The sequence below is a fragment of the Bacteroides sp. AR29 genome (assembly GCF_900217715.1).
In the GTDB taxonomy this organism is placed as follows: domain Bacteria; phylum Bacteroidota; class Bacteroidia; order Bacteroidales; family Bacteroidaceae; genus Bacteroides; species Bacteroides uniformis.
The window spans coordinates 91,303-113,655 of record NZ_OBMS01000011.1; the positions used below are offsets into that span (position 1 = coordinate 91,303).

The following is a 22,353-nucleotide window of genomic DNA, read 5'->3' on the forward strand; positions in this document are numbered from 1 at the left end:
ATAGCATCAAATATACTCATTTTCGCAATCATAATCAAAAATAGAACCCCTAATCTCATAAGACTATATTAGGAATACATGTAATAACGGTATGAGAATAGAAAAGATTACGGCTAAAAGACACTGCATCGCCACTGCAAAGTCACTGCATTCCTTTTGCAGTGCTGCTGCACGCCCATTGCAGTACGACTGCAACCGTATTGCAGAGCTACTGCAAGCCTCATGCAGTGACACTGCAAAAAGCGTGCAGAACTTTGCAGTAGGAAAGAACTGATAACTAAGATAATAGCGCCAATGAAAGAAGTATGCAGTACAATTGAAATGGAAACGAAATGGGCGTGACAGATAAGTGTAACGATTCTTATCTATCACGCCTATCTATCACGCGGTAAGGTATTTGTAATCAATAGAATATACCCCTCCGCGTGATAGCATGACAGATGTTTTGCAAAAACAAACTCTGTGGTAGTAGCAAAATGAGATTAGAAATAGAATCCGAAACCTACTTTCAGACCAAATTTAGAACGGTCGTCGTTAATGTTCCAATAAGCAGCAGGCTCAATGGTTACCGTACGCGTCAGGAAGAACGCATAACCGGCTTCCAGACCGAAAGAGAACTTGGTATCATCCAAATCGTGTCCCCAATCCCAACGGTCCACATTGACATCGGCACCCAGATACACGCCAATCTTGTCGAAATAATAACGTCCGCCTACACCCAGCGTATAGACATCGAGGTCAGATCCTCCGGTATTCCAAGCAGCTCCGGCATGCACCAGCAAGGCGATGTTGTCGAGTAGAAAAGCACCTCCCTTGGCTTCAAGGCCAAAACTTGTCTTGTCGGTTCCCGTGTCATGAGAAAATTCCAAACCGGTGATGGACGGGTTCAAAATCCACTTACCTTTTTCAAACTGTGCCTGAGCTGCCACTGTGACAACAAGCAAGCAAACGAATAATGCCAGTTTTTTCATCTTGTTCTGTTTTTTGAGTAAATAATCAATGTTGTTTATTGTCTTCTTCGAATCGCTTGCGTTGCAGCGCCTCCTTCTTGCGAAGCACCAGCCACAGCACAAATACAATGAGGTACGAAGCAGCTACGGTGACATACTTCTCAGTATCGCTGATTTCCGTATTGCGGGGAAGGAAATAAGCGGCAGTAGCAGAAACGTAAATAAGCAGGGCCAACGTGAGCCCGGTAGATTTCTTGATTTTCTTCATTACCAAAGTTTTTTAGTCGTCTTAAAATACCAAATATTAAACCAAATAGCAGCCAGCACAACAGCTATCAAGGCTACGCCCAGCGCATAATTCGGACCGAGCCCGAAACCTTCGGGAGCAATGCAGATGTAAGTGGTACACACAGCCGTCATGAATAATGCCGGGAAATAGGTGACGTAATAATAACGTCCTTTCTTCTCGCGTACCAGATAGACCGTAATGGCCCACAACGTAAAGACGGACAGAGTCTGATTGGCCCAGGCAAAATAACGCCAAATCATATCAAATCCATCCTTGTCCCGCAGGCTGTAAAGCAACAAGCTAATGGCTACCAGGAACATCGGGATGCATATATATAAACGGCGACGCATGGATTTTTGTTCCATTCCCAAGAAATCCGCCACAATGAGGCGCGCTGAACGGAAAGCCGTGTCGCCACTGGTAATAGGCGCGGCAATAACACCCAGAATGGCCAATACGCCACCTACGGCACCCAGCCAGTCTTTTGTAATGGCGTCTACAATGATAGAGGCATTCGTCTCCCCCATCCCGTTCTCGTGGAAGAAATAAGTGGCGGCGGCAGCCCATATCAGAGCTACAATGCCTTCGGTTATCATTGCCCCATAGAAAACGGGGCGTCCGTGGCGCTCGCTTGTCATGCAACGTGCCATCAGCGGACTCTGCGTGGCATGGAAGCCACTGATGGCACCGCAGGCAATGCTGACGAACATGATGGGGAAGATGGGCAATGCAACCGCATCGGGATGCGTGTTCTGCAATCCGTCCCATATCTCCGGCAATGCAGGATGGTTGACGTAAAGCATTACCAGAATACCGACCGCCATGAACAGCAGGGCAACGGCGAACAGCGGGTATATCTTACCGATAATCTTATCTACCGGCAGCAAAGTGGCAAAGATATAATAAGCGAAAACAACAATAATCCAGAAGGTGGTATCCAAGCTGTCGGGGGTCAGCTTGGCAAGCAGTCCGGCCGGTCCTGCCACAAAGACAGCTCCCACCAATATCATCAGGATGACGGTAAAGCCGCGCATCACCTGCTTGGTGGTCAGCCCCAGATAGCGTCCGATGATTTCCGGCAGGCTTTCCCCGTCATGCCGCAAGGAGAGCATACCGGCAAGATAGTCGTGCACTGCACCGGCAAAGATACTGCCAAGTACAATCCACAGATAGGATGCCGTACCGAACTTAGCTCCCATGATGGCACCGAAGATAGGTCCCAACCCGGCAATATTGAGAAACTGTATCATAAAGATTTTCCAAGTAGGCAGTGGAATGTAATCCACACCATCGGCTTTGGTAAGGGCGGGTGTTTTGCGGTCATCGGGACCAAAGACGCGTTCTATGAAGCGTCCGTAGATAAAATAGCCGGCTATCAACGCCAGCAGGCAAAGCGTAAATGTAATCATGGCGTGTTAATATCTTTAATGTATGCAAATGTAACAGTTTCCAAGTAAACAGCACAAAATAATCGGGTGTTTTGCTTATCTTCGCCGAGAAATATGACAGAAATAAAGAAGAAAAGAGAAAAATGAAACGAATTATTTCCATTTTACTATATATGGCCGTCTTGCTGCCACTGGCTGCGCAACCGCCCAAGCATGAAGTGCGTGCCGCCTGGATAACTGCCGTCTATGGCCTGGACTGGCCGCAGACACGCACCACTTCGCCCGAAGGCATCCGCAAGCAACAGGCCGAACTGATTGAAATATTGGACAGACTGAAAGCCGCCAATTTCAACACAGTACTGTTCCAGACCCGTACACGGGGAGATGTCCTCTACAAATCAGCCATCGAGCCCTACAACTCCATACTGACCGGAAAGGTGGGCGGCGACCCCGGCTACGATCCGCTGGCTTTTGCCATAGCCGAATGCCACAAGCGCGGTATGGAGTGCCATGCCTGGATGGTGACCATCCCTCTGGGCAACCGCAAGCATGTAGCCGCCCTCGGTAAAGAGTCCGTCACCAAAAAGAAACGCGCCATCTGCGTACCCTACAAACGCGAATACTTCCTGAATCCCGGACATCCGCAAACCAAAGAGTACCTGATGAGCCTTGTCCGCGAAGTGGTGGAACGCTACGATGTAGACGGGATACACTTCGACTACCTGCGCTATCCGGAAAACGCCCCCCGTTTTCCCGACAGCTACGACTACCGCAAATACAGCAAAGGACGCAGCCTTGCCCAATGGCGCAGAGACAACCTGACGGAAATAGTACGCTATATATATAAAGGTGTAAAAGCCATGAAACCCTGGGTAAAGGTCAGCACCTGCCCGGTAGGAAAATACAAAGACACTTCCCGCTACCCCTCCCGTGGCTGGAATGCCTTCCACACCGTCTATCAAGACGTGCAGGGTTGGCTGGGCGAGGGCATCCAGGACCAGATTTATCCGATGCTCTATTTCCGTGGCAATCATTTCTATCCCTTTGCCCTCGACTGGCAGGAACAAAGTAACGGACGCCAAATCATTCCCGGTCTGGGCATCTACTTCCTCGACCCCAGCGAAGGGAACTGGACGCTGGACGAGATTGAACGGCAGATGCACTTTATCCGCGCCCACGGTCTGGCGGGCGAGGCACACTACCGCGTGAAGTATCTGATGGACAATACGCAAGGGCTTTATGATGCGCTGGAAGAAGACTTCTATACCGCCCCGGCCCTGCAACCCGCCATGCCGTGGATAGACAATGTAGCTCCTACACCTCCCTCCGGACTCACGGTGGAAACACCGGAAAACGGCTATTGGAAACTAAGCTGGCAACCCGCCACGGACAATGACAAGCGGAATGCTCCGATGTATGTAATCTACGGTTCGGACACCTATCCCGTAGATACCTCCAATCCGGAGAATATCCTGGCACAACGAGTACAAGGCACGGAATATACCTATGCCCCCATCCGCCCGTGGACTGCCCGAAAATATTTTGCCGTGACAGCCATAGACCGTTGCGGAAACGAAAGCGAAGCTATTCAGCAGCAGTGACACAGACAAAAGCCCGGTAACGGCTCTTCGGAGTGACCGGTACCAGAGGCAGATAGCCGGAAACAACCCTGCCGTCCTTCACCACCAGCGGATAGCTTTGCATATCCTGCTCATGCCGCTCCATCAAAGCTTCATGGGTCGGAAAACAATCAATGGAGAAACGTCCCTCCCCACCGGGGACAATGAAATGATCACTAAGCACATGGGAAACGATTCCCATATTCATCCGTAGATTTATTTCGACATGGGGGTTGATGGCATACGGATGCCCTTCCTTCTGACGGCAGACCATCATGTCCACACCCAAGAAACCCATATAAGATGTAGCATAACTCGTTTCCAATGCTTTCTGCATCATATTGCGTATGCGTACAAATGCTTCAAAGGGTACATATTGCTGAATCCATTCCTCCACTTGCTCATCCGAAGTAAGGATATTACCACGATATGCCCCTTTGTCATCCGTAACAAAACGGGAATAGCCGACAAAAAGAAGCTTTCCCCGACCATCCGAATAAAATTCCATGGCAAAGTCTTCCACCTTATCAAATATAGGCTCCATCACAAAACCTCTATTTTCTTTCAGCGCCCTACTACACCAATCGGAAACATTTTTCGTAAAGCCATGACGGCACCAACACAATCCCTTTCCACTTCCCGACCAAAGTGATTTGAACACACATCCCTCCTTGTAACGATCAACAATATCCGGAGAGATATCCGTCATTCTACCATCAGCCTCCACCAAGCAACAACCGTCACCACAAGTATAATCTATTTTATTGAAATAGAAAAGTGCGCGAAAAGCCAAAGCGTTACTACGGGCAGCCTTCATACGATATTTATCCAAAGCATCCGGCGTAGGAAGATTTTTTTCCAGAACACCGCCTTTCAACATCCGTTTACGGATAGCGGGGTTCCATCCCCAAGGCATTACCCGCACATCAGCATAATCGGGCAGCTCCGGCTCTGTCACCAAATGCACATCCAGCCGGAACAACTGTTGCATCTGTTTCAGATAATCTGCATTATAGGCGGAAGAGGCCAGTACCCCACTACCCGGCTGGGCATACCAAATCGGCAACAAAGCCAAGTCTTCAGCCATACGGCGGATGGTAGCGGGCGCCATATAATTTTCTTCATTATTTCCCAATGCCATATCTGCATCAGGATTGAACACATAAAGTTTCATCTTTCAAATGTTAACCAATTACTCACGTTTTGTATGAGAGTGCAAAGTTATATAATATTTTGCCATCTCTACTTTGCAAATCTATAAAAAAGCCGTATATTTGTCGCCCGATAAACCGAATTTAAAGCATGGAAGCATTTTACCGTACACACGCTTATCTCGTAGAGCATACCAATGCCCCCGTACGCCGCGACCTAATGGACGAAATAGACTGGAATGACCGTCTTATCGGTATCAAAGGCACAAGAGGCGTAGGTAAGACTACTTTCTTGCTGCAATATGCCAAAGAGAAATTCGGCACAGACCGCTCCTGCCTCTTCATCAACATGAACAACTTCTACTTCTCCGGACATGGCATCGTGGAGTTCGCCGCCGAATTCCAGCGTCGCGGAGGAAAAGTGCTGTTGATAGACCAGGTATTCAAGTACCCGGAATGGAGCAAGGAACTGCGTATGTGCTACGACCGCTTCCCCAACCTGAAAATCGTGTTCACCGGCTCGTCCGTGATGCGCCTGAAAGAGGAGAATATGGAGTTGCGCGACATCGTGAAGAGCTACAACCTGCGCGGCTTCTCCTTCCGCGAATACCTGAACCTGCAGACGGGCATGAAGTTCCACGCCTATCCGTTGGAAGAAATCCTGAGCAACCACGAACAGATAGCCAAAGGCATCCTCTCCAAAGTACGTCCATTGGACTACATGCAGGACTATATGCACCACGGCTTCTACCCTTTCTTCCTCGAAAAGCGTAACTTCTCGGAGAATCTGCTCAAGACAATGAACATGATGGTGGAAGTAGACATCCTGCTCATCAAACAAATTGAGCTGAAATACCTTTCGAAGATAAAGAAATTACTATATTTGTTGGCCGTGGACGGGCCAAAAGCGCCGAATGTCAGCCAACTGGCAAACGACATACAGACCTCCCGCGCCACAGTAATGAATTACATCAAGTATCTGGCAGACGCACGACTCATCAATATGGTCTATCCGAAAGGAGAAGAATTCCCCAAGAAGCCGTCGAAGATAATGATGCACAATTCAAATCTGATGTATTCCATCTATCCCGTCAAGGTGGAAGAACAAGACGTACTGGACACTTTCTTTGCCAACACAATGTGGAAGGACCACAAAGTGAACAAGGGTGACAAGAACATCTCCTTCATGGTAGATGAGGTGATGCCTTTCAAGATTTGTCCGGAAGGAACAAAGATAAAGAATAATCCGGGAGTTACTTATGTACTGCATAAGGCGGAAATAGGCCGAGGCAACCAAATACCTCTCTGGTTATTCGGTTTCTTGTATTAAGAGAGAGATTTTTTTACTTAAATAAATAATTCAATTTAGTTATGACTAAACAGAAGAAATTCATTACTTGTGATGGTAACCAGGCTGCTGCACATATCTCGTATATGTTCTCCGAAGTAGCTGCCATCTACCCCATCACCCCCTCTTCTACGATGGCTGAATACGTAGACGAATGGGCTGCCGCAGGTCGCAAGAACATCTTCGGCGAAACAGTATTGGTACAGGAAATGCAGTCAGAAGGCGGTGCTGCAGGTGCCGTCCACGGCTCTCTGCAAGCCGGTGCGCTGACTACTACTTACACAGCTTCACAAGGTCTGTTGCTGATGATCCCGAACATGTACAAGATTGCCGGTGAATTCCTGCCTTGTGTATTCCACGTATCAGCACGTACATTGGCAAGCCATGCACTGTGTATCTTCGGTGACCACCAGGACGTTATGTCTGCACGCCAGACCGGTTTCGCCATGTTGGCCGAAGGTTCTGTACAAGAAGTTATGGACTTGGCAGGTGTTGCCCACCTGGCCACCATCAAGGCCCGTGTTCCGTTTATGAACTTCTTCGACGGTTTCCGTACTTCTCACGAAATCCAGAAGATTGAGATGCTGGAGAACGAAGACCTCGCTCCGCTTATCGACCAGGAAGCTTTGGCTGAATTCCGCGCACGTGCATTGAACCCGATGAACCCGGTTGCCCGTGGTATGGCCGAAAATCCTGACCACTTCTTCCAACACCGTGAATCTTGCAACAACTACTATGAAGCAGTTCCGGCTATCGTTGAGGAATACATGAACGAGATTTCCAAAATCACAGGCCGCAAGTACGGTTTGTTCGATTACTACGGTGCAGAAGATGCAGAACGCGTTATCATCGCCATGGGTTCTGTAACGGAAGCTGCCCGCGAAGCTATCGACCACCTCGTTGCCAATGGCGAAAAGGTTGGTTTGGTTGCCGTTCACTTGTATCGTCCGTTCTCTGCCAAGCACTTCCTTGCCGCCGTTCCCAAGACAGCCAAGAAGATTGCCGTACTGGACCGTACGAAAGAACCGGGTGCTAACGGCGAACCGTTGTACCTCGACGTAAAAGACTGCTTCTACGGTGCAGAGAATGCTCCGGTTATCGTAGGCGGCCGTTACGGTTTGGGATCCAAGGACACTACTCCCGCGCAAATCCTCGCCGTTTACAAGAACCTGGCTATGCCGATGCCGAAGAACCACTTCACTATCGGTATCGTAGATGACGTTACCTTCACTTCTCTGCCCCAGGAAGAAGAAATCGCATTGGGCGGCGAAGGCATGTTCGAAGCCAAATTCTACGGTTTGGGCGCTGACGGTACAGTAGGTGCCAACAAGAACTCTGTGAAGATTATCGGTGACAATACCGACAAGCACTGCCAGGCTTATTTCTCTTACGACTCCAAGAAATCAGGCGGTTTCACCTGCTCACACCTGCGTTTCGGTGATACTCCTATCCGCTCTACATACCTGGTAAACACGCCTAACTTCGTGGCTTGCCACGTTCAGGCTTACCTGCACATGTACGACGTAACCCGCGGCTTGCGTAAGAACGGCTCTTTCTTGCTGAACACCATCTGGGAAGGCGAAGAGCTGGCCAAGAACCTGCCTAACAAGGTGAAGAAGTACTTTGCACAGAACAATATCACTGTTTACTATATCAATGCTACTCAGATTGCACAAGAAATCGGTTTGGGCAACCGTACCAACACCATCCTGCAATCCGCATTCTTCCGTATCACCGGCGTTATTCCGGTTGACCTGGCTGTAGAACAGATGAAGAAGTTCATCGTTAAGTCTTACGGCAAGAAGGGTGAAGACGTTGTCAACAAGAACTACGCAGCAGTTGACCGTGGCGGCGAATACAAGCAACTGACCGTTGACCCGGCTTGGGCCAATTTGGCAGACGACGCCAAGGCTGAAAACAACGATCCTGCATTCATCAACGAAGTGGTTCGTCCTATCAACGCACAAGACGGTGACTTATTGCCGGTATCTGCATTCAAGGGTATTGAAGACGGTACTTGGGAACAAGGTACTGCCAAATATGAGAAACGTGGTGTAGCTGCATTCGTTCCCGAATGGAACGCTGAAAACTGTATCCAGTGTAACAAGTGTGCATACGTTTGTCCTCACGCTTCCATCCGTCCGTTCGTACTCGATGCTGAAGAGCAGAAGGGTGCCAACTTCACTCAACTGAAGGCTGTAGGTAAAGCATTCGACGGTATGACATTCCGTATTCAGGTAGACGTTCTCGACTGTCTGGGTTGTGGCAACTGTGCCGATGTCTGTCCGGGCAACCCGAAGAAGGGTGGCAAGGCTCTGACTATGAAGCACCTCGAAAGCCAATTGCCGGAAGCTGCCAACTGGACCTACTGTGCTGAAAACGTGAAGAGCAAACAACATTTGGTTGACATCAAGGCCAACGTGAAGAACTCTCAGTTCGCTACTCCGTTGTTCGAGTTCTCAGGTGCTTGCTCCGGTTGTGGTGAAACTCCGTATGTGAAGCTGATTTCCCAGTTGTTCGGTGACCGCGAAATGGTAGCCAACGCAACAGGATGTTCTTCCATCTACTCCGGTTCAGTACCTTCTACTCCTTATACCAAGAACGAAAAAGGTCACGGTCCTGCTTGGGCAAACTCATTGTTCGAGGACTTCTGCGAATTCGGTCTGGGTATGGAGCTTGCCAACGAAAAGATGCGCGCACGTATCGTGAAGGCTATGGAAGATGCCATCGCAGCAGAAGGAACTCCGGCTGAATACAAAGAAGTATTCCAGGCTTGGATTGAAAACATGTACGATGCAGACAAGAGCAAGGAACTGGCTGAAAAGATTATTCCGATGGTAGAAGCTGCCAAAGACAAGTGCGACAGCTGCAAGACTATCGCCAGTCTGTCTCAATACCTGGTAAAACGCAGCCAGTGGATTATCGGTGGCGACGGTGCCTCTTACGACATCGGTTACGGTGGTCTCGACCATGTAATCGCAAGCGGTAAGGATGTCAACATCCTCGTACTGGATACTGAGGTTTACTCCAACACAGGCGGTCAGTCTTCCAAGGCTACCCCGGTAGGCGCTATCGCCAAGTTTGCCGCTGCCGGTAAGCGTGTACGCAAGAAAGACCTCGGTCTGATGGCTACTACTTACGGTTACGTATACGTTGCCCAAATCGCTATGGGTGCCGACCAGGCTCAGACTTTAAAGGCTATCCGTGAAGCAGAAGCATATCCCGGTCCGTCACTCATCATCGCTTACGCTCCGTGTATCAACCACGGTCTGAAGGCAGGTATGGGCAAGAGCCAGGCAGAGGAAGAAAAGGCCGTTAAGTGCGGTTACTGGCACTTGTGGCGTTACAACCCGGCTCTGGAGGCTGAAGGCAAGAATCCGTTCACGCTGGATAGCAAGGAACCGGATTGGAGCGGATTCCAAGACTTCCTGAAGGGTGAAGTTCGTTACGCATCCGTAATGAAGCAATATCCGCAGGAGGCCGACGAGCTGTTCAAGGCTGCTGAAGAAAACGCTAAATGGCGTTACAACAGCTACAAGCGTCTTTCCAAAGAAAATTGGGGCGCTGAAGTTACAGAGTAATTCCGATTACTAAATAAAGAATAGAGGCTGCTCCTGAATAAGGCGTAGTCTCTATTTGTTTTTAATTAACAATACTAAATATCACAGGTTATGATTGGATTTATCATTTGGATTATCGGTGTGGTTCTGTGTGTCAAAGCCGTACTTGAAATCATGAAGTGGCCGGTAGACGGCGTGAAGAAACTATTAGTTGCAATTATCATCCTGCTCACAAGCTGGATTGGAATCTGTGTTTACTACTTCTGGGGAAGGGAAAACCTGCCTCAAATACTGAAATAAGTTCCAGTATCATTTACAGAAGTAAACAGACGTGTATTAAGAACAAGGGGGATAGACAACAGCTATCCCCTTCTTTTCAGAAACTCGGTAGGACTCTCCCCAAACTGTTCCTTATAGCATTTCGTGAAATAGGAAGGTGACGAAAAGCCCACTTCATAGGCAATCTCCGCTACCGTCATGTCAGAGGAGGCAAGCAGTGAGGCAGCCTTTTTCAACCTCATCTGGCGCAGCAGCTCATTCGGCGAATAGTTGGTCAGCGATTTCAGCTTACGGTAAAGCTGCACACGGCTCATACCCATATTCCGTCCCAAATCCTCCACATTGAGTTCCGCATCTTTCATCCTCTCCTCGACAAGCGATTTGAAGCGGGAGACGAAACCCTTATCCAAATCACTGATGGCTTCCTTCTCGATAGTCTGGTTATCTCCGAAGAACTGCCTCAACTGACGGCGGTTTGCAATAAGATTGCGGACACGAGACAAGAGCAACTGCGAATTGAATGGTTTGGAAATATAAGAATCGGCACCGCCATCATAGCCCTGGATACGCTGTTCGTCCAGCGAGCAGGCCGTCAGCAGAATCACCGGGATATGGCATGTCTGTAACTCCCCCTTCAAGCGGCGGCAACATTCCACACCATCCATACCGGGCATCATTACATCCGAAATAACCACATCCGGCACATACTTCATGGCCAGCCGGATACCCTCTGTCCCGTCCGCAGCATCCAGCACGCGAAATTCTTGCGTCAACAGTGACTTCACATAGTTGCGAATATCCGCATTATCGTCAATTACCAGCACAGTAGGACAATCAGCCTCAACCACCTCTTCGCATGCCTTCACTTCCGTATCTATCAGGGTGGACGACACGTCCTTCTCTTCGGCAGGCAACGTCACTATGGTGGGATGGTACTGCAAAACATCCTGCTTCGGGAAAGTGACGGTGAAGGTAGTACCCTTATCATCACTGTGTGCCGCAATGTTGCCACCATGCATCTCTACAAAAGCACGTACCAGCGCAAGGCCGATACCGGTACCTGCCTGATGTCCGTCCACTTGATAAAAACGCTCGAAGATAGCTTCCACATCGGTCGAAGAAATGTAACTGCCGGAATTGAAAACAGACAAGCTATAGTTCTGCTCTGTCATTGACAAGCGTATAGCTATCTTCCCATTCTCCGGCGTATACTTCACGGCATTGGAGAAGAGATTGAAGTAAATGCGCTCCATCTTCTCCGCATCTGCCATCATCCGGAAGTCCGTATCGGGAGATGCCTCAAAGCTGAAAGCAATATGTTTCTTCAGCAACGCCATGCGGAAAGAGTCGTTCCAGCCCCGGAAGCTGTCGAGCAAATCAAAAGGTTCGAGATGGAGCTCCATGCGCCCGTTCTCCACCTTCCGGAAATCAAGTATCTGGTTGACCAGGCGAAGCAGGATATGCACATTCTTTTTCATCAGCTCGAGGAGCTGGCGCGGCTGTCCGTCGAGGGTGCGGTTGGCAAGAAGCTGCTCTATGGGATCGGCTATCAGCGTCAGCGGAGTACGGAAATCGTGTGAAATATTCGTGAAGAACACCAGCTTGGCGTGCGTAGCCTCCTCCAGTTCATGGGAAAGCTGTTCTAACTGCGACTTCTGTACTTCCAACAGTTCCTTCTGCTGTATCAACTGGGTTTTCTGTTCCTCCAGTTTCTTTTTCTGCATGGACAGTTCACGGTTCAACCGGTTCTTGGCACGCAAGGAGAGGTAGACAGCCACCAACAAACCGACCAGCAACAATAGGGCGGACAGACTGCCGTACAAGACAACCTGCTGCGTGGCATAACTGGCTAAATACTGGTTTATCTTTCCGTTCAGGGTTTCTATCTTTCCATCCAGAGTGCCGATGTGGGCGGTCTGCATCTTCATGATGAGAGCATTGTCGCGGTCGACGACGGAAGTGCCCAGGATAGTTTCACGGGGGAAATCACGCTTGTTCAGGATATCCATGGCAATCTGCATCACGCGGTCGCCACCGGTAGGATATATAAACGTGGCATCCAGTTCGCCGGCAAGCACTTTCTCCACTCCATAGTCTTTGCCGGACAGGGCGTCTATGCCGATGAACCGCATATCCTTTTCCCGCCCCTCTCGGGCAGCGGCAGCATAGGCTCCGGCCGCCATACGGTCATTCTGCGCATACACCAGGTCGATATGCGGAAAGCGGCTCAGCAGAGTATCCATTTTCTCTCCGGCCTTGAGTTGCAACCAGGCACCGTCTTCAACGGCCAGCAACCGGATACCGGGATAAGCGGATATAGCCTTCACAAATCCTTGATGACGGTCTACGGCAGGTGTGGAGCCCACCAAACCTGAGATTTCCACCACATCTCCATGCCCATGCAGCACATTGGCCACATACTCTCCCACAGCTTTCCCTATCTCGTAGTTGTCTGCACCGACGTAGGCCGTGTATTTGTCCGAAAGGATTTTACGGTCCACTACAATCACCGGAATGCCCCGGTTGTATGCCTCCTCCACAACCGGAGTTATCGGAGTGGCTTCATTAGGGGCCACAATCAGCAGATCCACCCCTTCGGCTATCAGCTCACGAATGTCTTTTGCCTGACGGTCATTATCGTCGACAGCAGTACGGATGTCCACCTCCACATCCTCGTAGAAATGGGCTTCACGGAGTATCTCACTGTTCATCTGGCGCCGCCATTCATCCTCGCTACATTGGGAAACGCCGATACGGAAACGTGCCTCGCGCCGGGAGCAGGCAACCGCCACTCCCCAAAGCACGAGCAAAAAGAATAAAATCCGAAGGTTATGCTGTCTCATCTTCACTTTCCTCTGATTTAAGATTGCAGATGAGCAAAGATAACGAAAAATGTGAAAAGAATAAGAAAAATCTATGCCAGCCTTTCTTTCAAGGCCACCGGCAATTCCGGCATGGCACCGCTCTGGGTACATACATAGGCAGAGACTTCCACCGCCAGTTTATGGGCATCGGGCACCTGCTTCCCGCTGAGAATGGCAGCGGTGAAGGCTGCCGTGAACGAGTCACCGGCTCCAACGGTGTCCGCCACCGGTACCTTGGGCGTCTCCTGGAAGGAAACCACTCCCGGAGTGAACACATAGCTGCCGTTCGTTCCGCAAGTCAAGATAAGCATCTTCAGGTTATACTTGGCCAGCAGAATCCAGCATTTGTCCTGCAAGTCGATGCCCGGGTAGCCGAAAATACGGCTGATGGTCACCAGCTCCTCATCGTTTATCTTGAGGATGTTGCAGCGGCGCATGGATTCGCAGAGTATCTCTTTGGTATAGAACCCTTGGCGGAGATTGATGTCGAATATCTTCAGTTGCCCCTCCGCATCGGGCATCGTGTCGAGAAAACGGTTGATGGTGATGCGGCTTGTTTCACTGCGTTGCGCCAAAGAGCCGAAACATACGGCACGCGTGTTCAGTGCCAGACGCTTCAGTTCGTCGGTAAAGGGGATGTTGTCCCAGGCCACGCCTTCTTTTATCTCATAGCACGGCACGCCCACGGCATCGAGCGTCACCTGCACCGTTCCCGTGGGGTAAGGCACGCGCTCAATCTGCGTGCGCAGCCCCTTCCGGGCGAACACATCCAGAATCTCGTCCCCATCCGCATCGGCACCTACGGCACTGACCACACGGCTGTCGAAACCAAACTGCGATGCATGGTAAGCAAAGTTTGCCGGAGCACCGCCTATCTTCTTTCCTTCGGGGAGGCAGTCCCACAGAGCCTCGCCCATACCTACTATTATCTTATTCATAATATTATATTGTTTAATGAATGATATATTTTATTCACGGCAAACTCAATGTCCTACCCGCTGCAAACCTAATAAAAAGTTCCTAACTATAGAATGAAAAGTTGCCAACTATCTATTAAAAAGTTTCTAAGAACCAAGGATTATCTCTATCCCAAGGCTTGGGATAGACATCCTCAACCTTGGGACAGATATCCGCAGCCTTGGGATATGTGTCCGCAGCCTGCGAACAAAGATTACCGCTTCATACGCAGCATATAGAAGAACAAGTACACTACCCCTACCGTCATCACAGCCACGGCACCGCTTTGTCCTACAGCATCACTTGCCAAGCCCATTGCTATCGGAAATACCGTACCGCCGAAGAGCCCCATAATCATCAAACCGGAAACCTCGTTCTTCTTTTGTGGCATAGCAAGCAACGCCTGAGAGAAGATAACCGGAAAGATGTTCGAATTGCCGAAACCGATAAGGGCAATGCAAATGTATATCATTGTCTTTTCATGGAAAACGAACAACCCTACCATCGCAGCCAACATACATAACACGCTGATGCCGAAGAAGGTTCGGGGAGCCATCTTCTGAAGAATGAAGGCGCCGAGAAAGCAACCCGCCGTGCGGAAAATGAAGTAAAGGCTGGTGGCAAAGCCGGCATCGGCCAGCGTCATGCCCAGACGCTCCATCAAGATTTTGGGCGCTGTGGTATTCGTACCTACATCAATGCCCACATGACACATGATGCCCAGGAAGCAGAGAAAGATAAACGGCTTGCCCAGCAGGGCGAGGCACTCCCCGAAGGTGGAAGGGCGTCCCTCTTCCTTTTCCTCGCGGATGGAAGTACCGCTCAGCCAGAGAATGGCAATCACCGCAATGACCATATAGACCGGGAACAGCACCCTCCAGCCTATGCCCAGAGACGGAATGGCCTGCGTAGCTCCCCACATGGCGATGTATGGAGCCAGAAACGAAGCAATGGCTTTTACAAACTGTCCGAAGGTGAGCGAACTTGCCAGCCGCTCGCCGCTTACGATATTGGAAAGCAGCGGGTTGAGCGACGTTTGCATCAGCGCATTGCCGATGCCCAGCAATGAGAACGAGAGCAGCATCAGCACGTAGCCGTCTCCGAAAACCGGGAGAAGCAAAGAGGCAAACGTGATGACAAGGCTGAGAAGCACCGTCTTCTTGCGTCCGATGCGGTTCATCAGCATACCCGTAGGTACGGAGAAGATGAGGAACCAGAAGAACACCAGAGACGGGAATATGTTGGCTTGCGAGTCGGTCAGGTTCAAGTCGGCCTTCACGTAGTTGGAGGCGATGCCCACCAAATCCACAAAGCCCATGGCGAAGAAGCAAAGCATGACCGGAAAGAGCTTTGCCAAGGAATTCGTTTTTTGCATAATTATATCCTATTTTTTAAAACCCTAATCTGTAAATTCTGCAATTATTCACTTTGTAGCTTCCACCTTTTGCATAACAACTCATACGATTATATGGCTCATTAGGGAAAACCAAATTAGTCATAGCTACCTTACCACCATCAAGGAAAATCTCAACAGAACACTTATCAACAAATATATTTAAAGTATGGCTCATTGTTTTTACTATAGGCCCCCAAGTAGCAAGAGCAAAATCATCGATATAATTAATCGAAGTTTTCATACGTTTATCATGGGTTTCAAGTATATGAGATTGACTATTACGACCAAAATCAACAATACCACTCTTCGTGCGATCCATTACTAATCTACTTTCTAATAAATCTAAGTAAATATCAACCTCTTCACCTTTTTCATTAAATAGTTTAACCCCCATTATATTTGCTGTACCATTGACAAACTGCATTTCAATTTCATAGGCCCCACTATTCTCATTCAACAATGTATCCACATGATACTCGGTATCAACCATAAATGTAGATATCTCCCTCACTTCTTTACGTATATCACGTACTTCCTTTACTGGAGTTATTGATACATAAAATTCACCATCTTGTTCATACAACCCTAACTCACGAGGCAAGGCATTAGCACTACGAAACTGTTTTGTAGGAACGATGTTTGCATACTGCCAATTACTCATCCAAGGTATTGCAACAACCCTATCACAAGTATTTGAGAAACAAACTGTTGCATAATGGTCCTTTCCCCAATCCAGCCATTTTACTGTCTCTTTAGGACTATCACAGACAAACTTCGTCCCATCAAAATTGCCTACAAAATATTGCGTAGCACTTCCCCCAAAATAGCAACCAGGATTTACATTGACAATCATAACCCATTTCATATAATCCTTATTACCATTAACTGGTAATTGGACCATGTCTGGGCATTCAAATTGACGAGGTTGCACACCATATCCTTCTCCCCACGCACTAAGATATGTCCAATCCTTTAAATTGTACGAAGCATAAAAGCGCATTTCTTTATCAGCAGAAACAATCATAATCCATTTCTTTTCAGGATTATACCAAAAGACCTTGGGATCACGAAAATCTTTTATCCCATCAAAAGGAGTCAGAATAGGGTTCTTTTCATATTTAGTATAAGTATACCCATTATCTTTACTGTAAGCCATACACTGAATTTGCCCATTTTTTTCACTTGCAGAAGTATAAAAAGCAATAATAGCTCCTGCACCATAACCAGCTGTATTCTCTACATCTACAACAGAACTACCTGAAAATATATGTCCCAGAGAATCACGAGCAATCACCGGTGCTTTATGCTCCCAATGCATCAAATCTTTACTGACTGAGTGTCCCCAATGCATATTCCCCCAAACAGAGCCATAAGGATTATATTGAAAATAAAGATGATATTCTCCATCCTTATAGACCAATCCATTGGCATCATTCATCCAACCATACAAAGGTGTGTGATGGTAAATTGGACGAAAAGTTTCACGGTTAGTAGTATCAAAAGTATCAACCAGCTCTATAGCATCCCACGTAACAGCATTATTATAGAGTCCTTTCATACGAATCATAATAGTCTCTCCACTACCCTGCCGATAATTATCTAAATCAAGAGGAACAAAATAATCTATACTGTCAACTGCCATATGTACGTCTAAAGTCTGCATAATTTTATTCCCGTCCCCACTCTCTATTTGCAAAAGAGATTCATCTGCAGACTCTTGAATTGGAAGAAGCAATATTTTTGCTTGTCCTTCCACATAAATAATACTTTCCAACTCATTCATATGCTCCAATTGCATCTGAAAATGAGTAGCTTGTTTACAACCCCAAAAGAGTAAACAGCACAAACTTGCGAATAATGCTATACTCCATTTTACTGCCATCTGCCACTGTGTTAATAAATGTTTCATGTTTAATGGTATTATATTAATAAGGTTTTGCAAAGAAACAACAAAAAAAGAAGCCTGGACATAATTAATGTTGCAACTACTATAACAAATGTTACCTCAGTATTGTAGAACAATGCTGAGGTAACAAAATTCATAGTTTTTGAAACATATTTGACAAGCATTTCATTTTCTTAGCGCTATATTTGCCATTGTTATAAAATAAATAATATATTAAGTTAAACTCAAATTATTAAGACCATGAAAACATGTAAAGCAAAAAAAATGTATGGATTAGCTATAATGCTTTTTTCCATAATGCTTGTAAGTCCTACTTATGCGCAAAACGGTCCCAAAGGAACATTAAGGGTTGGAGCTGCAAAAGTGGACATTACTCCTAATCAAGATGAATTACCACCGAATTCTTTCGGTATCCTTGACCATATTCATAGCCGAGCTATTGTAATTGATAATAATCATACGAAAGCAGCATTGGTTACAGTAGATATAGGTGGTATCAGTGATGCTCAATGGAAGACTATAACAGAACGGGTTGAGACGGAAATTGGAATACCCCAAAATAATATAATGATTACAGCGTCACATACACATAGTGGAGCACGTTTAAAACCAGAAGTCTTGAATGAAAAAATATTCTCTTCCATTAAAGAAGCCACATCCAAACTACAACCTGCCCAAATAGGATATGGTAGTGGAGTTTCATATATCAATATCAATCGCAATATTTTTGATCAAGAACGTCACGGCTGGTGGGAAGGCCCCAACTATGAAGGGATATCAGATAAAACAGTTGCAGTCATCTGTTTCAAAACAATGGATAACAAACCCATCGCAGTATATTATAATTACGCAATGCATGCTGTTGCAGCAGGGCAGTTGGATATGATTAGTGGAGATGTACCAGGAACAACTTCCAAATACATAGAAGACACTTTTGATAATGAAATAATAGCAGTATGGTCAACCGGAGCCAGTGGTGACCAAAACCCGATTTACTTCAATCAGACGTATGAGTTACGAGATATCCGTATTAAGGAATATGCAAAAAGAGGCGAAGATATCTCAAATGCAATGCCTCCAGGAGGCACAGGGCTTGACCGGAACAACCCTCAAGTAGCAAAACTAATGCAACAACAGAAAGATATCATCATATCTATGGGGCAAATGTTAGGAGAAGAAGTTCAACATGTTATGCGTAATATCAAACGTTATGAAACAGTTATTCCAATTAATACGGGAAGCAAAATTATAACTTGTCCAGGACGTAACCGATTAAATAAAGGAAGAGCTGGCTACGAAGGCAAATATGAAGATGCAGACCCGATTGAGCTCCGTCTCGGTCTAATTATGCTAGACAATATACCTATTACATCTGTTAATGCAGAAATATTTAATTATATAGCAGTCAGATTGAAAAATGAATCTCCATATACACGCACAATGATGGCAACAATAACAAATGGAACAGCACGTTCTGGATATATACCTAATGATGCAGCTTATGGTTTTCAGACATTTGAAGTACTTTCTTCCAGATTAAAACCCGGATATGCAGAAAGCGCCATTGTCAATGGACTACTTGATTTAATCAATGAAGCCACTCATTAAAAAAAGCTGGGCTATCCTTATAAAAAGGACAGCCCACATAACAAACTTTTGATTAACTAGAAAATGTGATTATGAAAACACATATATTTACCCAAAAATTCATATGGATAACATTTTTATTCATACTTTATTCCAATTCCATATTAGCTCAACAAATCAGTGTGACAGGAACTGTTATTGGAACAGATGATGAGCCTATTATAGGTGTTAGCATATTAGTTAAGGGAACCACCCAAGGAGTTATCACCGACCTTAATGGAAATTACACAATCAACACAAACAGTGATGCTACTCTTGTTTTTTCTTACGTAGGTTGCATAACCCAAGAAGTAGCTATCGCTGGTAGAAAAAAAATTAATATAACCCTCGTGGAAGACAGTAAAGCTCTGGATGAAGTAGTAGTTATCGGTTATGCTGTCGGTAATAAACGATCTGTATCAGGAGCAGTAGATCGTGTTACGGCAAAAGATATGAATCTTGGTTATATTGCTACTCCTATTGATGCCATCAGAGGCAAAGTTCCTGGTATGGTTATTTCTCAAGACGGTGGGAATGTTAATGCTGAACCGACTGTCCGCATTCGTGGAACATCTTCTTTATCAGGAGGTAATGATCCATTAGTAATCATAGATGGAGTCTTCGGATCCCTAGAGATGTTAAATACAATTGCAGCCCAAGATATTGAAGAAGTTACAGTTTTAAAAGACGCTTCTGAAACAGCCCAATATGGTTCACGCGGTGCAGCAGGCGTAATTGTTGTAACTACAGCTAAAGGAAAAGAAGGAGTTTCCAATATCACATATAATGGCCAATTCGGTATCAGCCATGCATATAAACAATTACAAATGTTATCACCTGACGAATGGAGGCATGTCAATCAAACTTTATTTTCTGGAGTAGGAAAAGATTTAGGTGCAAGTACCAACTGGATGGATTGGGTACAAAATTCTGTATATACCCAAAATAATCATACAGTCTCTCTTACACAAGCAACAAAAAAAGGAAGCATGCGTGCCACATTTGGTATAAATGACAGAACCGGATCAGTACGTAATACTGGTAATACCACGTATTACGGACGTTTCAACTCAAACTTACATGGTCTAAATAATAAATTGAGTCTTGAATTTAATTTATCTGCTATTTACCGTGAATCCAAGCCAGGTTCCAATGTTTGGTCAAGCGCTGCCGTTTATAATCCAACATATCCATCTGAAAGAAATCCAGAAACTGGTATATGGGACATTGACAACAATGTTTCATCAATGGTTGTACATCCAGGAGAAATAATGGAATACGATTTGAAAAATGAAAGCACACGCATTAATGCCAGTGCAAGAGCAACATATAAGATAATCGATGGATTATCATTAAGCGCTTTTGGCTCATTTATGTATGTAAACGCAAATAATAAAGCATATTACCCCAATGATGTATATGCTTATAGAGGTAATCGTGGACGTGCTCAGGTCAGCAATCGACATGGCAAAGATTGGATGGGTAATATACAAGCAAATTACTCAAAAGAATTTAACAAACATGCAATTAATGCTTTAGCTCTAGTAGAAGGTCAATCCTACTATACATTCAATAGTTCTGTATATACAGAAGGGTTTGATACCAACTACTTTAAATATAATAATCTTGCAGCCGGTGCCCTATTAAGTTATGGAAATGCATCATCAGGGGCTCAAAAGAACACACTTTTATCTTATATGGCACGCCTCAACTACATGTTTGACAATAAATATGTAATAACAGTGAATGCACGTACAGATGGTTCATCTAAACTTGGAGCTAACCATAAATGGGGATTTTTCCCTTCCGCATCTGCCGCATGGATTATCAGTAATGAAGAATTCATGAAAAAGCAAAAAATATTTTCTACACTTAAACTACGTGCCGGTTATGGAGTTACAGGTAATCAAGATGCTATTTCACCACTCAACTCTTTACAAGTCTTATCTCCAAATGGAATTTCATCTTACAACAATCAGTCAGTAGTAACTTATGCTGTAGCTTCCAATGCTAATCCCGATTTAAAATGGGAAACAAAATATACTTTTGATATTGGATTGGACTTTACAATGTTCAATGGTCGTTTACGTGGAACGATGGATTACTTCCATTCAACAACTAAAGATTTACTGTATACATATAATGTATCTGTTCCGCCATTTACATACCCCACCTTACTTGCCAATATGGGAGAAATGGTTAATAAAGGATTTGAATTTTCCATTTCAGGAGAAGTAATCAAAAATAAAAAATGGGGACTCAATTTATCAGGTAATGTATCATTCTTAAAAAATAAATTAATATCACTTTCAGGAGCATATAATGGTGAAGCATTAACTACCACAGACTGGGTAGTAGTATCAAGTGCAGGTGGTTCAGGGCTTACCGCAAACACAGCTGTTACTTATATGGCAGAAGGTTATCCCGTTGGTATTTTCCGTTTACCAGTACACGATGGCTTCAATCAAGCTTCAGATGGAAAGAAAACATATAAATTTAAAGATCTAGACGGTGATGGAACCATTGACCACTCAGATTCTGGAGATAGAGAGATACTTGGTCAAGTTGTACCAAAAGTCAACATGAATCTTAATGCACAGTTACGATATAAGCAATTCGACCTGTCTGTCCAATTCAATGGCGCATTTGGACATAAAATTTATAACGCAACCCATCTTAATTATAATAACTTAAACTTATTTCCTTCATATAATGTACTTAAGACAGCCCCTGACTTAGGTATCTATGATATTGTACATACTTCATATTGGCTTGAAAAAGGAGATTATGTAAACATTGAATATATAACATTGGGATACAACATTCCCACCAAAGTATTCAAAGTCTTTTCCAATGCTCGCATAGCACTTTCATGTAATAATGTAGCTACCATTACTGGTTATTCCGGACTAACTCCAATGATTAACTCAGCAAGTTTTCAAGGTGGAGTTGATTCTCGTAATATCTATCCTATTAATAGAACATATACTATTCAGTTAATTCTTAGTTTCTAAACATAA

15 protein-coding genes are annotated in these 22,353 nt (G+C 45.7%); 7 read left to right on the plus strand and 8 right to left on the minus strand.

Features of this window, described 5'->3' with window-relative positions; translation table 11 throughout:
- The first annotated feature begins 91 nt into the window (after window positions 1–91).
- Window positions 92–274 carry a hypothetical protein gene (locus CSD97_RS18925; protein ID WP_044467943.1) on the plus strand — a complete coding sequence of 61 codons (183 nt, stop codon included), beginning with the start codon at window positions 92–94 and terminating at the stop codon, window positions 272–274.
- A 208-nt stretch (window positions 275–482) separates the two neighbouring features.
- Here the strand turns inward: CSD97_RS18925 and CSD97_RS09170 are convergent, their stop codons facing one another.
- Genes CSD97_RS09170 through CSD97_RS09180 form a run of 3 tightly spaced genes read right to left on the minus strand, consistent with a single transcriptional unit; the run spans window position 483 to window position 2,648 of the window.
- Complete coding sequence (locus CSD97_RS09170; RefSeq protein WP_044467944.1) at window positions 483–971, minus strand: outer membrane beta-barrel protein; 489 nt, start codon at window positions 969–971, stop codon at window positions 483–485.
- Window positions 972–996: 25 nt separating this feature from the next.
- The gene (locus tag CSD97_RS09175) at window positions 997–1,218 is read right to left on the minus strand and encodes a hypothetical protein (protein ID WP_005826297.1); all 222 of its coding nucleotides are present in this window, start codon (window positions 1,216–1,218) and stop codon (window positions 997–999) included.
- A complete protein-coding gene (locus tag CSD97_RS09180; protein WP_044467945.1) occupies window positions 1,218–2,648 on the minus strand; it encodes a carbon starvation protein A in 1,431 nt (476 codons plus the stop codon). The genes CSD97_RS09175 and CSD97_RS09180 overlap by 1 nt, the downstream gene beginning before the upstream one ends.
- Before the next feature lie 122 nt (window positions 2,649–2,770).
- Between CSD97_RS09180 and CSD97_RS09185 the strand changes: the two genes are divergently transcribed.
- Entirely contained in the window at window positions 2,771–4,228 is a 1,458-nt protein-coding gene (locus CSD97_RS09185; RefSeq protein ID WP_151252734.1) for a family 10 glycosylhydrolase, read from the plus strand.
- Here the strand turns inward: CSD97_RS09185 and CSD97_RS09190 are convergent.
- Window positions 4,212–5,420, minus strand: a complete 1,209-nt coding sequence (locus tag CSD97_RS09190) for a hypothetical protein (protein WP_044467947.1) — start codon at window positions 5,418–5,420, stop codon at window positions 4,212–4,214. The genes CSD97_RS09185 and CSD97_RS09190 overlap by 17 nt on opposite strands.
- A gap of 128 nt (window positions 5,421–5,548) precedes the next feature.
- Between CSD97_RS09190 and CSD97_RS09195 the strand changes: the two genes are divergently transcribed.
- From CSD97_RS09195 to CSD97_RS09205, 3 genes are all read left to right on the plus strand, one after another.
- Window positions 5,549–6,727, plus strand: a complete 1,179-nt coding sequence (locus tag CSD97_RS09195; protein ID WP_005826292.1) for an AAA family ATPase — start codon at window positions 5,549–5,551, stop codon at window positions 6,725–6,727.
- A 41-nt stretch (window positions 6,728–6,768) separates the two neighbouring features.
- Window positions 6,769–10,326: a pyruvate:ferredoxin (flavodoxin) oxidoreductase gene (nifJ, locus tag CSD97_RS09200; protein ID WP_005826291.1), complete on the plus strand. Its 3,558-nt coding sequence runs from the start codon at window positions 6,769–6,771 to the stop codon at window positions 10,324–10,326.
- A 90-nt stretch (window positions 10,327–10,416) separates the two neighbouring features.
- Entirely contained in the window at window positions 10,417–10,605 is a 189-nt protein-coding gene (locus tag CSD97_RS09205; RefSeq protein WP_005826290.1) for a hypothetical protein, read from the plus strand.
- 62 nt (window positions 10,606–10,667) lie between these two features.
- On the opposite strand, the gene CSD97_RS09210 is transcribed toward CSD97_RS09205, so the two are convergent.
- The 4 genes from CSD97_RS09210 to CSD97_RS09230 form a co-directional block, all read right to left on the minus strand.
- A complete protein-coding gene (locus CSD97_RS09210) occupies window positions 10,668–13,427 on the minus strand; it encodes a substrate-binding domain-containing protein (protein WP_081027411.1) in 2,760 nt (919 codons plus the stop codon).
- Between the two features lie 71 nt (window positions 13,428–13,498).
- Window positions 13,499–14,386, minus strand: a complete 888-nt coding sequence (locus tag CSD97_RS09215) for a carbohydrate kinase (RefSeq protein ID WP_005826288.1) — start codon at window positions 14,384–14,386, stop codon at window positions 13,499–13,501.
- A 233-nt stretch (window positions 14,387–14,619) separates the two neighbouring features.
- Window positions 14,620–15,780: an MFS transporter gene (locus CSD97_RS09225; protein ID WP_098032312.1), complete on the minus strand. Its 1,161-nt coding sequence runs from the start codon at window positions 15,778–15,780 to the stop codon at window positions 14,620–14,622.
- A gap of 16 nt (window positions 15,781–15,796) precedes the next feature.
- Entirely contained in the window at window positions 15,797–17,710 is a 1,914-nt protein-coding gene (locus tag CSD97_RS09230; RefSeq protein WP_229075267.1) for a GH32 C-terminal domain-containing protein, read from the minus strand.
- A 237-nt stretch (window positions 17,711–17,947) separates the two neighbouring features.
- On the opposite strand from CSD97_RS09230, the gene CSD97_RS09235 reads away from it, so the two are divergent.
- Together CSD97_RS09235 and CSD97_RS09240 are read left to right on the plus strand one after the other, a co-directional pair.
- Window positions 17,948–19,315 (plus strand): neutral/alkaline non-lysosomal ceramidase N-terminal domain-containing protein, encoded by a 1,368-nt coding sequence (locus CSD97_RS09235; RefSeq protein ID WP_022401572.1) that lies wholly within the window; start codon window positions 17,948–17,950, stop codon window positions 19,313–19,315.
- A gap of 71 nt (window positions 19,316–19,386) precedes the next feature.
- Complete coding sequence (locus CSD97_RS09240) at window positions 19,387–22,347, plus strand: TonB-dependent receptor (protein WP_009036545.1); 2,961 nt, start codon at window positions 19,387–19,389, stop codon at window positions 22,345–22,347.
- Window positions 22,348–22,353 lie beyond the last annotated feature (6 nt).

Excerpts from the sequence above, each read along its gene's own strand:
- CSD97_RS18925 (WP_044467943.1), top strand. The coding sequence starts at position 92 with ATGAGAATAGAAAAGATTACGGCTAAAAGACACTGCATCGCCACTGCA.
- CSD97_RS09170 (WP_044467944.1), bottom strand. The coding sequence starts at position 971 with ATGAAAAAACTGGCATTATTCGTTTGCTTGCTTGTTGTCACAGTGGCA.
- CSD97_RS09175 (WP_005826297.1), bottom strand. The coding sequence starts at position 1,218 with ATGAAGAAAATCAAGAAATCTACCGGGCTCACGTTGGCCCTGCTTATT.
- CSD97_RS09180 (WP_044467945.1), bottom strand. The coding sequence starts at position 2,648 with ATGATTACATTTACGCTTTGCCTGCTGGCGTTGATAGCCGGCTATTTT.
- CSD97_RS09185 (WP_151252734.1), top strand. The coding sequence starts at position 2,771 with ATGAAACGAATTATTTCCATTTTACTATATATGGCCGTCTTGCTGCCA.
- CSD97_RS09190 (WP_044467947.1), bottom strand. The coding sequence starts at position 5,420 with ATGAAACTTTATGTGTTCAATCCTGATGCAGATATGGCATTGGGAAAT.
- CSD97_RS09195 (WP_005826292.1), top strand. The coding sequence starts at position 5,549 with ATGGAAGCATTTTACCGTACACACGCTTATCTCGTAGAGCATACCAAT.
- nifJ (WP_005826291.1), top strand. The coding sequence starts at position 6,769 with ATGACTAAACAGAAGAAATTCATTACTTGTGATGGTAACCAGGCTGCT.
- CSD97_RS09205 (WP_005826290.1), top strand. The coding sequence starts at position 10,417 with ATGATTGGATTTATCATTTGGATTATCGGTGTGGTTCTGTGTGTCAAA.
- CSD97_RS09210 (WP_081027411.1), bottom strand. The coding sequence starts at position 13,427 with ATGAGACAGCATAACCTTCGGATTTTATTCTTTTTGCTCGTGCTTTGG.
- CSD97_RS09215 (WP_005826288.1), bottom strand. The coding sequence starts at position 14,386 with ATGAATAAGATAATAGTAGGTATGGGCGAGGCTCTGTGGGACTGCCTC.
- CSD97_RS09225 (WP_098032312.1), bottom strand. The coding sequence starts at position 15,780 with ATGCAAAAAACGAATTCCTTGGCAAAGCTCTTTCCGGTCATGCTTTGC.
- CSD97_RS09230 (WP_229075267.1), bottom strand. The coding sequence starts at position 17,710 with ATGAAACATTTATTAACACAGTGGCAGATGGCAGTAAAATGGAGTATA.
- CSD97_RS09235 (WP_022401572.1), top strand. The coding sequence starts at position 17,948 with ATGAAAACATGTAAAGCAAAAAAAATGTATGGATTAGCTATAATGCTT.
- CSD97_RS09240 (WP_009036545.1), top strand. The coding sequence starts at position 19,387 with ATGAAAACACATATATTTACCCAAAAATTCATATGGATAACATTTTTA.